11 protein-coding genes are annotated in these 15,056 nt (G+C 55.6%); 6 read left to right on the forward strand and 5 right to left on the reverse strand.

All coding sequences use genetic code 11. From position 1 onward, the window contains the following. Positions 1-145: 145 nt before the first annotated feature. The 3 genes from VF639_RS12275 to VF639_RS12285 all read right to left on the reverse strand — a co-directional run bounded on the left by VF639_RS12275 (position 146) and on the right by VF639_RS12285 (position 3,041). Positions 146-907, reverse strand: coding sequence for a zinc ribbon domain-containing protein (locus VF639_RS12275; RefSeq protein ID WP_331146200.1), 762 nt, complete (start codon positions 905-907; stop codon positions 146-148). Continuing rightward, positions 897-1,997 carry a Nif3-like dinuclear metal center hexameric protein gene (locus tag VF639_RS12280; RefSeq protein ID WP_331146201.1) on the reverse strand — a complete coding sequence of 367 codons (1,101 nt, stop codon included), beginning with the start codon at positions 1,995-1,997 and terminating at the stop codon, positions 897-899. The genes VF639_RS12275 and VF639_RS12280 overlap by 11 nt, the downstream gene beginning before the upstream one ends. A gap of 363 nt (positions 1,998-2,360) precedes the next feature. After that, positions 2,361-3,041, reverse strand: coding sequence for a uracil-DNA glycosylase family protein (locus VF639_RS12285; protein ID WP_331146202.1), 681 nt, complete (start codon positions 3,039-3,041; stop codon positions 2,361-2,363). Between the two features lie 70 nt (positions 3,042-3,111). Here VF639_RS12285 and lpxK point away from each other — a divergent pair, with 70 nt between their 5' ends. From lpxK to VF639_RS12300, 3 genes are all read left to right on the forward strand, one after another. Next, positions 3,112-4,191: a tetraacyldisaccharide 4'-kinase gene (gene lpxK / locus VF639_RS12290; RefSeq protein WP_331146203.1), complete on the forward strand. Its 1,080-nt coding sequence runs from the start codon at positions 3,112-3,114 to the stop codon at positions 4,189-4,191. Then, positions 4,184-6,238 (forward strand): putative porin, encoded by a 2,055-nt coding sequence (locus tag VF639_RS12295; protein ID WP_331146204.1) that lies wholly within the window; start codon positions 4,184-4,186, stop codon positions 6,236-6,238. The genes lpxK and VF639_RS12295 overlap by 8 nt, the downstream gene beginning before the upstream one ends. Positions 6,239-6,331: 93 nt before the next feature. Then, on the forward strand, positions 6,332-6,931 hold the full coding sequence (locus VF639_RS12300; protein ID WP_331146205.1) for a MiaE family protein: 600 nt from the start codon (positions 6,332-6,334) through the stop codon (positions 6,929-6,931). A 288-nt stretch (positions 6,932-7,219) separates the two neighbouring features. Here VF639_RS12300 and VF639_RS12305 read toward each other — a convergent pair whose 3' ends face one another. Then, positions 7,220-9,085 carry a glycoside hydrolase family 2 protein gene (locus VF639_RS12305; RefSeq protein WP_331146206.1) on the reverse strand — a complete coding sequence of 622 codons (1,866 nt, stop codon included), beginning with the start codon at positions 9,083-9,085 and terminating at the stop codon, positions 7,220-7,222. Between the two features lie 196 nt (positions 9,086-9,281). Between VF639_RS12305 and VF639_RS12310 the strand changes: the two genes are divergently transcribed. Beyond that, positions 9,282-10,052 (forward strand): DUF4261 domain-containing protein, encoded by a 771-nt coding sequence (locus tag VF639_RS12310; protein ID WP_331146207.1) that lies wholly within the window; start codon positions 9,282-9,284, stop codon positions 10,050-10,052. 190 nt (positions 10,053-10,242) lie between these two features. Here VF639_RS12310 and VF639_RS12315 read toward each other — a convergent pair whose 3' ends face one another. Beyond that, complete coding sequence (locus VF639_RS12315) at positions 10,243-11,517, reverse strand: asparagine synthetase B (RefSeq protein ID WP_331146208.1); 1,275 nt, start codon at positions 11,515-11,517, stop codon at positions 10,243-10,245. Between the two features lie 316 nt (positions 11,518-11,833). Here VF639_RS12315 and VF639_RS12320 point away from each other — a divergent pair, with 316 nt between their 5' ends. Both VF639_RS12320 and VF639_RS12325 read left to right on the forward strand, forming a co-directional pair. Further along, the gene (locus VF639_RS12320) at positions 11,834-13,072 is read left to right on the forward strand and encodes an ABC transporter permease (RefSeq protein ID WP_331146209.1); all 1,239 of its coding nucleotides are present in this window, start codon (positions 11,834-11,836) and stop codon (positions 13,070-13,072) included. Positions 13,073-14,645: 1,573 nt separating this feature from the next. Continuing rightward, positions 14,646-14,981: a hypothetical protein gene (locus VF639_RS12325; protein WP_331146210.1), complete on the forward strand. Its 336-nt coding sequence runs from the start codon at positions 14,646-14,648 to the stop codon at positions 14,979-14,981. The last annotated feature ends 75 nt before the right edge of the window (positions 14,982-15,056 follow it).

Genomic DNA, 15,056 nt, shown 5'->3' on the forward strand with positions numbered 1-15,056 from the left:
CAAGAAACGCAGAGAAAAGCGCCAGTAAGACAGCTACTCGCTGCGTGCCTCTGCGGAACCCTCGGCGCACCTCTACGGGAAATTTCATAGGCAAAAAAAGAACGGCACTAAGGCCGTTCTTTTTCAAAGTCACTGAACGAAGAGTTTAGGAAATGCGGGCTTCCACATCAGCTAGTACCCGGCCGCAGTGCTCGCACACGATGATTTTTTTGTGCGAGATGATGTCGGCCTGACGTTGTGGGGGCACCGTGTTGAAGCAGCCACCGCAGGCATCGCGCTTCACCGTTACCACGGCCAAGCCGTTGCGCACGTTGCCGCGGATGCGGGTGTAGGCAGTCAGTAGGCGGTCTTCCACGGGCTGCGTGGCCGTAGAGCGCTCTTCCATGAGTTTTTTCTCATCGGCTTCGCTTTCGCCAACGATGACATCCAACTCGGTTTTTTTGTTGGTGAGGTCTTTCTTGCGCTCTTCCAACCGCTGCTTGGTACCGGCGATGTCGGAGTTCTTCAACTCGATCTGGTACTGCGCTTCCTTGATTTTCTTATCAGAAATCTGGATTTCCAGCTTCTGCAACTCGATTTCCTTGGCAATAGCCTCGTACTCGCGGTTGTTGCGGACGTTCTGCTGCTGGTCTTCGTAGCGCTTGATGAGGCCTTCGGCGTCTTTGGCGTTTTGCTTGCGTTGCTTGATCTGGTCGTTGAGGGCGGCTATCTCCTCATCGAATTTGCTTACGCGTACCTCGTAGCCAGCAATTTCGTCTTCCAGGTCGCGCACTTCTTCGGGCAAGTCGCCCCGCACGCGCCGGATTTCGTCGAGCTGCGAGTCAATGCGTTGCAGGTTGAGCAGGGCTTCCAGCTTGCTGGCAACGGGTACATCGGCCGGGGCAGTAGCGACGTTATTAGAAGTCATAATGGACGGGGTTGGTATGGGTCTCGGCAATGAAGAGCGCAAAAGTACCTCCAAACTTCTCGGCAAGCAAATCCTGGAATATTTCGCCGGTAAATTGTTCGCTCTCAAAATGACCTACGTCGCAGAGCATTAGTTGTTTTTCAGCCTGAAAATACTCGTGGTACTTCAAGTCGCCGGTTACGTAAGCGTCGGCACCGGCGGCGCGGGCCCGGCCAATCAAAAAACTGCCAGCGCCGCCACAGAGGGCTACTCTTTTTATAGGCTTCTCGAAGGCTGTATACTTCACCACCGGCACCAGCAAGGCTTGTTTCAGATTTGCGCGAAATTCCTGCGGGCTTAGGGCCACTGGCAATTCGCCTACCATGCCGGAGCCCACCTCCTGGTTGCTGTTTTCCAGCTTAATGATTTCATACGCCACTTCCTCGTAGGGATGTGCCTGCCGCAACGCCCGCAAGGCGACGCTTTGCAGGTGCAGGGGCAGCAGTACTTCCACGCGCTCCTCAGTTGTCGTTTCGGGCAACCCAACTTCCCCCTGAAACGGATTGGTGCCCGCGCCGGGCGTGAAGGTGCCGGTGCCTTCCATCCGAAAGCTGCAAGCTGAGTAGTCGCCAACCTGACCGGCGCCGGCCGCATAAAGAGCGGCCAGCACGGTTTCGGTATGGGTGGCAGGTACGTAGGTAACGAGTTTGGCCAGCAGACCAGGCTTGGGGTCGAGAATTCGCAGGTTTACGAGGCCTAGTTTCTCGGCCAGCTTACGGTTCACTCCGTGGCGGACGTTGTCGAGGTTGGTATGGGCGGCGTAGAGGGCCACATCGTTCTTGATGGCCTTCAGCAACGTCTGCTCGACTTCATTGACGCCGGTAAGGCGCTTAAGAGGCCGAAATATCAGCGGATGGTGCGCTACCACCACGTTGCAGCCCCGGCGTAGGGCCTCGTCCACCACGGCCGGAGTACAGTCGAGAGCAATAAGAACGCCTCGCACTTCCATCTGCGGGTCGCCGCACTGCAAACCGGCATTATCATATGATTCCTGGTAGGCGAGGGGAGCAGCAGCTTCCAATACGCGAGCAAGGTCCTGAACCGTAGGCATTTTCAATTAGAAATTAAGAAGTGCAGATTAAAAATTGAGTGCTGCCGAGATTAGTAATGTCGGTGTGTCTTGACGCAATTACAGATATCGAAGCCGTTTAGGAAGTCCGCTAACTCCTCTAGCCCGTCCTGCTTGATCCGGCGGCTTGTCGAAGCATCTTGCGTGCTGAGGCTGCCAAACTAACTGTCATGCTGACGAAGGAAGCATCTCGCGTGCTGACGTTGCCAAGGCGAATGATTCTGCCACCCTAGCGAGATGCTTCGACAAGCTGCCGCCAGATCAAGCAGGACGGTCGAGCAACTTCCTAGACAGCTTCATCGCCAAAGTCAGGGAAGTAGCCTTAAAAGTTTCTAATTCTTATTATCAATTTATAATTGACATAAGCACTTCCGCATAGCGGGCCACATGGAGCGGCAGCTCGCGGCGCTTGTATTGCATCAGGTAGCGTGGGTGGTCGAGTACGTGAATTTTATCGAACAGGCCTAATTCCTGATTCAGCTTTTCAAACAGCAGTCCATTGCGGCGGCCTAGGCAAACGGCTGCGGTGCGAATCAAGCCTAGCTCGTCTACTTGTCGCTGTAAGGAGGCGCGAATATCGGGTTCTAGAGCGGTAGTGAGGGCTGTTGAATCGTAATAGTTGTAGTTTTTGCCATGGCGCAGCAACACCAGCGGATAGAGGGAGCCCACGTAGAAATCTTGGTAAAACGCCGCGGGGCCGCCCAAGGCGGCTACCACCCGGTACACAAACTGGCTGCTTAGCTCCGGGTGTTGCGGCAGGTCGTTCGGGATGCCGCATACGCCAGCCAGCGTGGCCGGGTCGGTGAAGGCTACGCCCGTGCGGCCGGCTCCAAAACGACCCGGATTGATACCGAACAGAGCCACGCGAGGACCATTGTCAGCGTAATATTTTGTGTTGAACTGCGTCATTAGGCTCGCCACAGTAGCATCTTGATAGGGGTTGTAAGCCTCCACTTCATCCAGGAGAGCAGGCGGCACCGGAAAAGTGGTGAGGAAGTGCAACAGCCGGTCGGCAAAGGAGAGCATGGAGAGGAATCTGAGTGACAATGTACCGAGTACGAAGACCTGATGGGTTTGGTCCGCTAACTTTGCTTGCATGCCCCGTCTGCTCTCCTGGTTGCTCTTGCCTTTTGCTTGGCTCTACGCTGGCGTCATGGCCGTGCGCAACTGGTTATACGATAGAGGCTGGAAGGCATCGGCACGGTTCGGTAAGGTGCCTGTCATCAGCGTGGGCAACCTGCGGGTGGGAGGCACCGGCAAAACGCCGCACGTAGCTTGGCTGGTGCAGGAGCTGCGCCGACAGGGGCAGCACCCGGCTATGCTGAGCCGGGGCTACGGCCGTCGCACCCGCGGCTTCCGCCTCGCCAGTCCCACTGAAACGGCCGCCACCCTCGGCGACGAGCCGTTGCAACAGTTCGAACACTTCCGGCGCCAGGTGCCCGTGGCAGTGTGCGAAGACCGGCAGGCGGGTCTGCATGAGTTGCTGCGGTTACAGCCAACGGTTAGCACAGTGGTTCTCGACGATGCCTACCAGCACCGCCGGGTGCGCCCCGACTTTAGCGTGTTGCTTACCGAGCAGCAACGGCCGTTTTATGATGACAAGGTGTTGCCCGCAGGCCGCCTACGCGAAAGCCGCTCTGGAGCTGTCCGGGCCGATGTGGTGATCGTCACGAAGTGCGACCCCGCCTTAACGGTTGCGCAACAGCTTGCAATAGAGCAGCGCGTTCAACGCTACAGTCGGCCGGGCGTGCCGGTGCTTTTTAGTGCGTACAGGTACGGGGAGCCGATACCACTGCCAGGGTCTGCGGCCTTAGCCACGCCCGCTGGCGGCTCTTACTCTTCGGAAATTGTGCTGCTGACAGGTATTGCTCAGCCCGGACCTTTGCGGGAATATCTGCGGGCAAGTGGCTACCACATCGTTTACCACGCTCAGTTCGGCGACCACCACGCGTTTACGCTTCAGGAAATTGCAGCGCTGAAGGCGTATTACCAACCAGGGCGCCGTATTTTTACCACGCAAAAAGACGCTACCCGTTTGCTCGATTCCGTGCTGCATACGGAAATAGTGGGTCTGTCCGTTTTCTACATTCCAATTACCGTGGAGTTTCTGGCTGACGGGGCAAACCGCCTGCGCCAGTTGCTCCCGGCCGTTATTCAGCCCCAAGCTGTTGTCTGATTCCTTGCTCTCCGTGTTTGTTTCCAACTGGCCGTTGCGCCGCCTCCTAGTTTTTGTAGCCCGGTTTGGGAGCTCCCGGTTGGTGTTGCTGCCCGTTCTGCTGCTTGTGCTGGTGGCTAGTGCCACTTCGGTACAAGCGCAGATTCTCGACGATTCTACCAAGAACATCTACGGGGCTCGCACTACCCGCATTATCCGGGAGGAAGACGTGCTGCGCGACCGAACCGAGGGGCGCATCATCGATACCACGCTCACCAACTTTCCGTCGGCTCGCAACTGGTACCACGACAGCACCTTCCATCAGGATCTGGGCCACGTAGGCACGGCCGCCCGGCCGCTGCTGTGGCGCACCAACACCCAATTAGGCACCCGCCTGGGCCGCAACGTTTTCGACCGGTACGCCCGCGACCCGGCCACCATTCCGTACTACGATACCAAGTCGCCTTACACGTTTTTCCGGTTTATTCAGGGCGCCTACGGCGAGCAGGTGTTTGAGCTGTCGTACACGCGCAGCATAAACAAAAACGCCAGCGTAGGATTGGCTTACGAGCGGTTTGCGGCCAATCAGCTGTACGCCACCAACTCGCGCACCGGTTTGGTGGAGCACACTAACTTCCTGTTTTTTGCCCGTTTTCAGAGCACCGACGGGCGCTACCACGCGCTGTTCAATTACAACAACGTGCGCCATCGGTCCGTTGAGCAAGGCGGGATTCAGCCCCAGCCGGAAAGACAGAACGGCCCCGTCACCATCCCTGCCGATACCGTACCCGAGCAGCTGTTCGGCTACGGCGACGAAGCGCCGCGCTTGTTTCAGGCTACCAACATCGAGCACCGCGACGGCCTGCGCTTCGTGCAAACGTACCGGCTGCTTGGCCGCGGCCTCACGGCCTACCACATTGTGGACTGGCGCCGGCAGATGAACCGCTTTCAGGATATTTTTGGACTCATCGGTAATAATCCCTCTGGTACCGACGATATAAATTTCTTCCCGGTGGTGCTGCTCAGCCGCACGGCCACCGACGACCGCGCCGAGCTGCAGCAGGTGGAGAATACGGTGGGCGTGTTGGGCCGCTCCGAAACAGTAACGTATCGTCTCTATGGCCGCCTCCGAAGTGCCTCGCTGACTACGCGGCGGCGCGTCGGCGAGCCGGGCATTACAGTTCCCCCTGAGGTCGAGCGGTATGGTTTACTAAGCGACACAAAGGACGGCAATGCCTTTGTAGGCGGTACGGCCGATTTTCGCTACAAAATATTTGCTATCGAAACGGCCGGAGAATACGCCTTTCCGGGTGAGTACTGGGCGCGTGGCCTTGCCCGGCTTGGGCCGCTTACCGGCGAAGTGTTGAGCACCAGCTATTCGCCCACGCTTACGCAGCAGCGGTTCAGTGGCAACCACTACCGCTGGGGTAAAAACTTTGATCCGCTAAAATCGACTTACGGTGCGGACCTTGGCCTTGATAATACCCAAGTAAACCAACTTACCGTCCGCCTGGACCAGACCTTGGGGAAGCACCGATTTGAAGCGTCAGCCGCTCTTATAAACATAACTAACCTTGTGTATTACGACGAGTTTGCCGAGCCGGTCCAGTCAAACCAGCCCCGGCAGTTGCTTACTGCTTCAGTGCGGCACCGATTCAACGTGGGTAACTTGTTTTTCGACAACCAAGTGCACGTAACCAGGGGCGGCAAGGAAAATGAAATTCGCATTCCCGACCTGATTACGAACAGCAAGATATATTATCAGGGCTACCTGTTCAAGAAAGCGCTGTTCGGGCAAATTGGCGCCGAAGTGTATTATCAGTCGAGCTGGAAGCCCTACGACTACAACCCAGACACGCAGCAGTTCTACCTGCAAAACAGCTTCACGGCCGGTAATTTTGCGGTTGCTGATGCGTTTGTGACCGGTGATATTCGCACAGTAGCAGTTTTCCTGAAGATGGCCTACATCAACCAGGGGCTGCTGCGCGACGGTTATTTCGTAACGCCTTACTACACCAGCTTGCCTCGCCGATTTGAGCTAGGTATTCGCTGGCAGTTTTTCGATTGATTTTATTTTGACTGTTAAATTGTTGGTTGCTGAATTGCTGAGTAGTGAAGACCTATTTCAATAATCAACCATCAACTATCAACAACCACTCGATTGGACAAAGAAAAAACTATCCTTAAGCTCAAGCTCAACACCGACCCGCGGTGGGTGGACATCGCCAGCAAGAATATCGAGGATATTCTGGTTGACCATGCCTGGTGCGAGCAGAAAGCAGCCAGCACCGGCATCAGCATGATCATTCACTACCCCGAGAAAACCCGGCTGGTAGATGAGCTGACCGACTTAGTAGCCGAGGAGTGGAGCCATTTCGAGCGGGTGCTGCTGGAACTGCGCAAGCGCGGCTACCAACTCGGCCGCCCCCGCCGCGATGAATACGTGGTGCAGCTGCTAACCCACGTGCGCAAAGGCGGCCCCCGCGAGCGGCAACTCCTGGATCAGCTCCTGGTGTCGGCCCTCATCGAAGCTCGTAGCTGCGAGCGGTTCAAGCTGCTCTGGAAACACATTCCCGACCCCGACCTTAGCAAATTCTATTACGAGCTCATGGTGTCGGAGGCCGGCCACTTCGTGAGCTATGTCGACCTCGCCAAAGAATACTGCGACCCCAAGGAAGTGGAAACGCGCTTGCAGGAATTGCTGAAGCTGGAAGGCGAAATCGTAACCAACCTGCCCGTCCGCGACGACCGAATGCACTAGAGGTTGCGAATCTGAGTTAGGCTTCTATTATCCTAGATCTACCTGGAGCTAACCCGCACAGAGACTGTCCTTCCGACGCAGGAGGAATCTGGACAAAGCCGTTGAAAGACCTTAACTCAGATTCCTTCTGCGTCGGAAGGACAGTCTCTGTGCGGATGGGCGCTTACTCTTGACTGCCACTAGTATTTGCCAGCTAAATACTAGGTTGAATACAGGATAATTAAAATGCCGCACTACAGTTAGTTGTAGTGCGGCATTCTTGTGGTGACGGAATAGAGAGAAGATAAGTTATTGCTCCGGCTCTGGCTGGCCAGCCTCGCTGGCACTGCGTGAGTTGAGCAGGCCCGGCGGCACCGATAAGGCGCCTGAGTGAGGATCAATCAAACCGTTGCGCTCGTCTTCGATGTTGGTGGCTTGTGTGTAGACGTCGCCGGCGATGGGGCGGGCGCGTAGCTCTTGCTTGAACCGACGAATGTCTTCGGTGCGGCTCTCGGCGTCTTTGGGGCCGCCGTAGTCGGAGAAGCCGAATCCACCCCATTCACTCACCAGCAGCGGTACTTGCTTGCGATAGAAGAAGGGGTCACCGACCACTAGCGGGAAGGCAGCGGTGCCCTCCAACTCGCCCTGCACCAACCGGTCGAGTAATTCTTGCCAGCGGCGCAGGTCAGGCGTGTAGAGGTGGGCCGTGAGCAAGTCGGATTTCAGGCGGCCCTCATAAGAAATGTGGTGCCATCCATCATTGTCGACCACCAGAAATTGGGGGTGGGCAATCTGCATGAAGTGGTACATGTCCACGATGTAGCGCCGCGTTTCGGGGTTGGTGGCAATGTCCTGGGCGCCCCAATCTTCGTTGTAGAGGCTCCAGATAATCACTGAGGGGTGCGTTTCGATCAACGTGACCATGCGCAGCAACTCGGCTTTGTGGTTTTCGCGGCTGCGGGCCGTGGAGCTGTGCGGACTAGGTACTTCCACCCACAGCAACAAACCTAGCTCGTCGGCCAGGTTGTAGATGCGCGGGTCGACGCCGGCAATGTGCACACGCACCAAGTTGCAGCCTAGCTCTTTCATGGCGTACATGTGTCGCCGGATTTCGGCGTATGTAGCTGTACCAGGCTGATACAGAATGCCATCCAAATATATTGGCTGGTTGTTGAGGTACACGTACCGGCCACGGGCTTCAATCTTGCGAAGGCCGAAATAGGTTTCAATCTGCGCCACGTAGCCGTCTTGGTCAATGAGCTGGGCCACCAGACGGTAGAGGCGAGGCGCCTCCGGCGACCAAAGCTGGGCGTCGGGTAGCTCCATCACCACGCGCTGCTGCTTCTGGCCAGCTTCCAGCCGCAACGGAAAATCGGAAGTAGCCAGGGGCGCCGTTGCTGGTTGGGCGTTGCGCTCGAACACCTGGAGGCGTAAGATGTATTGGCCCGGGTCGTGGATGCGGGGCGTGAGGGTGAAGCGCACCAATTGGTCTTCCACCACGCTTACCACGCCCACGCGCGAGCGGAGCCGGTTGCGCTCCACCATTTCCAGCCAAATGCTGCGCACGGCCCCGGTGGAGGTTTGGTACCAGATGCCGCCGCGCTTGTATACGTGCGACTCTTGCTTACCGCGGGGCGTTTCGGCATCCAATGTGTCAGCCACGCGCACGGTGAGGCGGTTTACGGGCCGCAGGTATTCGGCTTGTAGCTCGTAGGAGAAGGAGGTGTATTCCCCGTAATGAATTTCCTCGCCTTCAATGGTGCGAAGCAGGCGGCCGTTAAGCCAAACCCGGGTTTCGTAGCCACAAGCCCCGAAAGTGAGCTGCAGCATCGAGCGGTTGAGCGGCTCGGCTACTTCCGGCAGCGTGAACTCGCGCTCATACCAGGCCACCACGCTGTCGTGCCAGGTGGTAGGTTCGTGCTGGCCGTGGGCCTGGGCTATGTGCTCTTCCACGGAGCCCGGCCACTGGGCCCGATGCTCGTAGTAGTGGCCTAGGTGCCAGCCGTCGCGCAGGCCGGTATCTTCGGTGTCAAGAGCAAAACGCCAGTCGCCGTCGAGTAGAACGTGGGTGTTGAGGCGCAGGACGGCGCGGGGTAGCGGGTTGCTAAATGGTTCCGGAACGTTCAGCTCTTCCTGGCTGATAGACAAGCCGTAATTGGTTTGCTCGGAATTCATAGAGTTTGGTTTAGAAGAAAATAGCGCACGTAAGAGGTGGCCGATACCGTTCTTACTTTGCAAAATAAAACCGGTCAGCAACAGGGTTGCTGTCGGGCTTTTGGAAAGTACGTGAGAAAAGCTGTTTATGCTGCCCTTAATTCAAGGAAGCAGCCTGCTATTAGCTTATTAGCTACCTCAAACAATACGCGTATCCATGAAAGACGCTAATGCGCCCGAATTGTTAGCAGCTAAGTTGCTTTTTGCCAATAAACCTGCACTAGCTACTGACGCGCTGGCCGCCGCGCTACGCCGTAGCTTCAGCCAGGTAGATAATGCCGACAACTCGCACACCTATCTTTTTCCCGATTATCCCGTCACTTTCGCCGACGGCAAGCAAGTGTCCGCGTCGTTGATGCTAACCAGCGCCGAGCGGCCCTCCGGCACCAATACCCTCGCGGCAGCTTTGCAACAAACCTGGCACTGGCAGGAAGCCGCCACCTTCATCGCCGACTGTCGGCACGAGGTCATCGTGACGGATTTTATGACCCGCACCCTGCCCTATAAAGTACGGGTGGAGCTGTTTCAGAAAGCCCTCGACTGCTTCGTGCGGGCGTTACAGCCACGGGCGCTCTACTTTGTAGGCAGCAGCAAGCTGGTAGAACCCCAAGCGTATCTGGAAAGGGGAAGAGCCCTCTTGGAAGGCCTGATGAACGTGCGCTTTTACACCATCGCCGACAGTCCCAATCAAGAGATGCTGCTCGATACGCTCGGCCTGCCCGACTTCCAGATTCGTTTCGCGGGACTAGACCCTAATAAGGTAGTAGGCTTGCTGACCAGCTATGGCTACTATCTTTTCGAAAATGGCCTCGTAATAGAGGACGGCAACACCATAGCAGGCCTTCCACGCGGCGCTAAATGGACGTGTCGCCACACCGACGCCCTGCTCGAACCGGCCCGGCTGGTCATTGAGCTTGACACCAATTAGCAATAGTATTGAAGTACGTAATGCAGTGTAGCGCGGAAATCCGTTCCGCAACGAGCGGAGCGAGTTCCTACGCGTAAGCACTTATGGCGCAATACCGGATACTCGCTCCGCTCGTCGCGGAACGGATTTCCGCGTTACACTATGCTACTTGCTCTTGCCGCTTGATACGCAGAAATAACAAGCTTATAGATCAGGTCTTCTGCTTCTTTTTCTTAGCGGCCGGGAACAGGACGTTGTTCAAAATCAGGCGGTAGCCGGGCGAGTTGGGGTGTAAAGCCAGATCGGTTGGCTCTTCCTCTACCAGGTGCTGGTAGTCTTCGGGGTCGTGGCCGCCGTAGAAGGTCCAGGTGCCTTTGCCAAGCGTGCCGTGCATGTAGCGCACCTCGCCCGAGGCCTTGTTGTCACCCATCACCACCACATCCGACTTGATGAGGCTCTTGCGGAAAGCGGTGGTCTGGCCCATAAAGCCCTTGATGGTTTTCTCGTGGTCCTGCGTGAGCATGGTGGGCACGGGGTCGTACTTAGCCGAGAAGGTGAAGAGCTGGAAGTAGTCGTTGTCTTCGTACACGCCCCGTTCACGCGGATCCATGTCGATGTTGCTGAACTCGTACTGGTACGGGTCGCGCACGATCTGGAAGTCTTTGAAAGCCAGGGTGCGGTTGAAGTTGAGCTTGCTTTGGGCGGCGGGGTCAGCGGGGTCGCCATCGTACATGCTTTCGGCCATATCTACGCCCAAACCCGCCAGGGCAATATCGTAGGTATCGGTGGCCGAGCACATGGCAAACTGGAAGCCACCGCCGGCAATAAACTCCTGCATCTTGGTTACCACGGCCGCTTTCATCTGCGAGGTTTTGGTGAAGCCGTGACGCTTGGCCGCTGCTTCGGCTTCCCGGATTTGCTGCTGGTACCAGGGCCGGTTGCGGTACATAGAGTAGAACTTTCCGTTTTGGCCCGTAAAATCTTCATGGTGCAGGTGCAGCCAGTCGTACTTGGGCAGCTTACCGTCCAGCACATCGTCGTCGTAGATCTGGTCGTAGGGAATTTCGGCGTAGCCTAGCACCATAGTTACGGCGTCGTCCCACGGCTGCTTTCCCTTGGGCGTGTACACCGCAATTTTGGGCACCTTCTCCAGTTTCATCACGTCCATGTTGGCGTTGGGGTCGGCTATTTCCGAAAGAATGCTGGTGTACTGCGCCTCACTAATGACTTGGTAGGAAACGTTGCGCACGGCCATTTCGTTTTCTACGCCCGCCGCTACTTCGCAGGCAAAAGAGCCCCCGCGGTAGTTGAGCAGCCAGTCGACCTCTACTTGCTTGGTAAGCAGCCAGTAGGCAATACCATACGCCTTGAGGTGCTCTTTCTGCGTCTGATCCATCGGAATAAGAACATGATTGGCACGGGCCGTCAGGGGAGCCGCCAAGCCGGTTGCCAGCAGCACTAGCAGAAGAAAACGAGAGAAAGTCATAGAGCAGAAGTTGAAAACCAAACACCAAAACACCATTACAGGCGCTTAGCAAGCTGAATATAGGCCTATGCGAAAAGAAAGCATAGGTCTTCAGTGAAAACTAATTTACTGAATTATACTTGAAACTTGGACCTAATTTAGATTGTATAAAATTAAAATAATCAAATATCATAGGCTACTGTCAAGGGCAGTTAGTTGGCGTCTGAATCTGCCGGAAACCCGCTACATTGCGTGCCCCATCCGCTTCTTGAACGGCTATTTTGCATGGTAAGTTAAGCTGGATTTTGCGCCGTTCGCGCCTTTTTGTTCTGTCGTTATGCATCTGCTAGAAAACATCAAGGAGGCTTTCCGTTCCATTCAAAGCAATTTGCTGCGCACCGTTCTAACGGCTCTTATCGTAAGCATCGGCATCATGGCGCTGGTCGGGATTCTAACGGCTATTGATGCCATGAAGTATTCCCTGAACCAAACCTTCGCCAGCTTAGGAGCTAATTCCTTCGAGATGAAGGCGAAAGGCTACACCAATCGGTTCCGGCGGGGTGGGGTACAGGGCCGGATCTACCCGCCCATTAGTTTGCTGCAAGCCAAGAAGTATAAACAAGCTCTCGGCGACGAGGCCCAGGTTGGCATTTCCGCTTTCATTTCCGGAGCCACCGAAGTGAAAGCCAACGGCCAGAAAACCAATCCCAACGTGCAAGTAGTTGCCGGCGACGAAAACTACCTTCAGATTCAAAGCTACAACCTCGGGATAGGTCGCGCATTTTCGCCGCTGGAGTTGGAGAATGGTACCAATGTGGCCATCATCGGCGCTGAAATAAAAGATAAACTCTACCCCGCCGAAAGCCCCCTTGGCAAATACGTGTACTTGTTAGGCCGCCGGTTTTTGGTAGTGGGCATGCTCGAAAAAAGCGGTAGCACCGGCCAAGGTGGCGGCGCCGACCGTCTCGTGCTTATCCCCTTGGAAACCGGTAGCCAGCTCCCGCGCCAGCGCGCCCTCACCTTCGACGTGAAGACGGCTACCCCGCGGCCCGAGGAGCTGACTTATCTCACTGGCCAGGCCACCGGCGTGATGCGGGCCGTGCGCCACGACCCTTTAGGGCAAGAAGACAGCTTCGACGTAGAACGCTCCGACTCCATGGCGGCCAAGCTCGATGAGCTGTCGGGGGGGCTGAAAATGGGTGGTTTCCTGGTGGGCTTTATTACCCTGCTTGGCGCCAGCATCGCCCTGATGAACATCATGATGGTATCGGTGACGGAGCGTACGCGCGAGATTGGCATTCGCAAAGCACTCGGGGCAACCGCCTTCCAGATTCGGCAGCAGTTCCTGATCGAAGCCATTGTTATCTGCCTCATGGGCGGGACACTAGGCATTATCCTTGGCGTATCGATGGGCAATGCGGTATCGTTGTTCGTGGGCGAAGGCACCTTCTTAGTACCGTGGTTCTGGATGATCTTAGGACTAGTTATCTGCGTGACCGTTGGGCTGGCCTCCGGGTATTACCCCGCCAGCAAGGCCGCCAGCCTCGACCCTATCGAGAGCCTGCGCTACGAATAAGGGTAGGAGGGAAGGGGAGCATAGGCCGCTAGAGCAACTTACGAACCGGCTGCCAGGTAAGACAAGGCCAACAGATAGCCGCAGGTATAGGTAGCAGGTACACCGTAGGGTGGCTACCACCTAGCAAAGTAAAGCTTCTAAGCGTCACAGGCGTGGCAATCCGGCGGTGTGCTGTGCTGTGCTGTGGCTTGTGGCATCAAGCAGCAACTGCTTTGCTGAGTCTGAAAATGCAGCTTGCCGGACTCAAACAAGCTTTGGTGACAGCTACAGCTATACCAAGCGGTGCGGCAGTGTTGCTACGATGAGGAGTTGAAAAGCTAGCGGACCGGAGGCTATGGCCTGCTGTTTTTATCCTCGTGAAGTGTTCTTGAATCAGCACCACCTTCTGTCTTTTCAGTTCCAGGATGAATACTAAGAGGCTGTTTGCGTTACGTTTTCGAAATCAGTGAACGATGTAGAGACGCATCTTTGCGTCTCGTCGTTGAACAAAATCGGCGGGTTGGGGCGGGCGCCGAGACACAAAGATGCGTCTCTACACCGTTCGAACCGGTTTTTAACTAACGCAAACAGCTTCTAAGGGTTTGTGCCTTACTGTTCCTCACTTGTAATCAGCACACGATAGGCCACATTGAAGAAATTAGTAGCCGGTCTATTTAATGCCAGTTGCCGCGTAGCAGCTTCAGGTTAGTAGCAAAAAGAGGATGGGTGCTTTGCGCCGCGTAGTGGTATTAGAGACGCCTCTACCATCCTGATACCGCTACGCGGCGCACATGTGTAATGAATACGGTTTTCTGCCAACCAAAAGCCGCTGCGACTCCATAACCGAGTTGCCTACTTAAACTTAGCCGTCGTCTGCGGGAGAGGCCAGGGTGGTTACTTAACGACAACTCCACTCGAAATTACGCGCACGTAGTGCAGTGTGCAGCCGCGCCTATCTGTGCCTATTTTGTCCATGGCATAGCTTTGTCCATGGCATAGCTCGCCACCGCTGGCAATGACAAGGCCCATTCGAACGACTTCGCTCTGCATCCCGCACGCGCCATTGCTGTCTTCCTTATAGTGGGCGAAGCTATGAATTCAAGTCTACCTCGCTGGAGTGCAGGTATTCCTTATCAAGTGAGTGAAGCTACAAGCCTAAATGCACCCCGCTTTATTGACGCTGCATTACCTGGAAAAATAAAGCACACAACTCGTAAAGGATTGCTGTGTATGTATACATTTGCAGTAGGGTAATAAACATTTGAATATGTCCGGAGCAGAAACAGTAGGGCAGCGTTTCGCGCAGCTTATTTCATATTTGAATATATCAAAGAACGCCTTCGCGGCTTCTCTGGAGAGAACAGCCACTGTTGTGCAACATTTGGTTGATGAGCGGAATAAGCCAGGATTTGACCTTATGAGTAAGGTTCTTGAAGTATATCCTAATGTTTCAGCAGATTGGTTGTTGCTAGGAAATGGGCCAATGATGAAGGATGCTTCCAAGCCAGAGCAAGCGGATAGCAGCCGACCTCTAGAAGCTTACCCCAGTCCTGCTCCCGAAAAAAAGAAGGCGGAACCCAAGCCAACACCAGCCATGGCAGCAGAATCAACGGTACCAACAGCGGCTACCATTGAGCTTGAGAAGCTAGTTCCAGCCGAGGAACAACCTAGCCCAGTTGCTGCCACTCCAACTGCACCGCTGCCGCTGCCAACTGCGCCCTCAGTTACTCCAGTAATACCTGACCCCGCGACAGTACCGGCCGCGCCTAGCACAACTCCTGCTGCTGATACCAGCTGGCAAACGGCGCTGTATACGCAGCAAATGGCCCACCAATTGGCTATGGCAGAATTGCGTAACCAACACTTGCAGGAACAGCAGCGCCTCATGCAGCAGATGCTGGATTTGATGCAGCGGCAATTGGTACGCTAATATCCTTTGTCAATAGAAATGAAAAAGGCCAGGCTCCACTCATTGGAGCCTGGCCTTTCGACTAACGTATACTTC

It is taken from the genome of Hymenobacter sp. (assembly GCF_036387835.1).
GTDB lineage: Bacteria > Bacteroidota > Bacteroidia > Cytophagales > Hymenobacteraceae > Hymenobacter.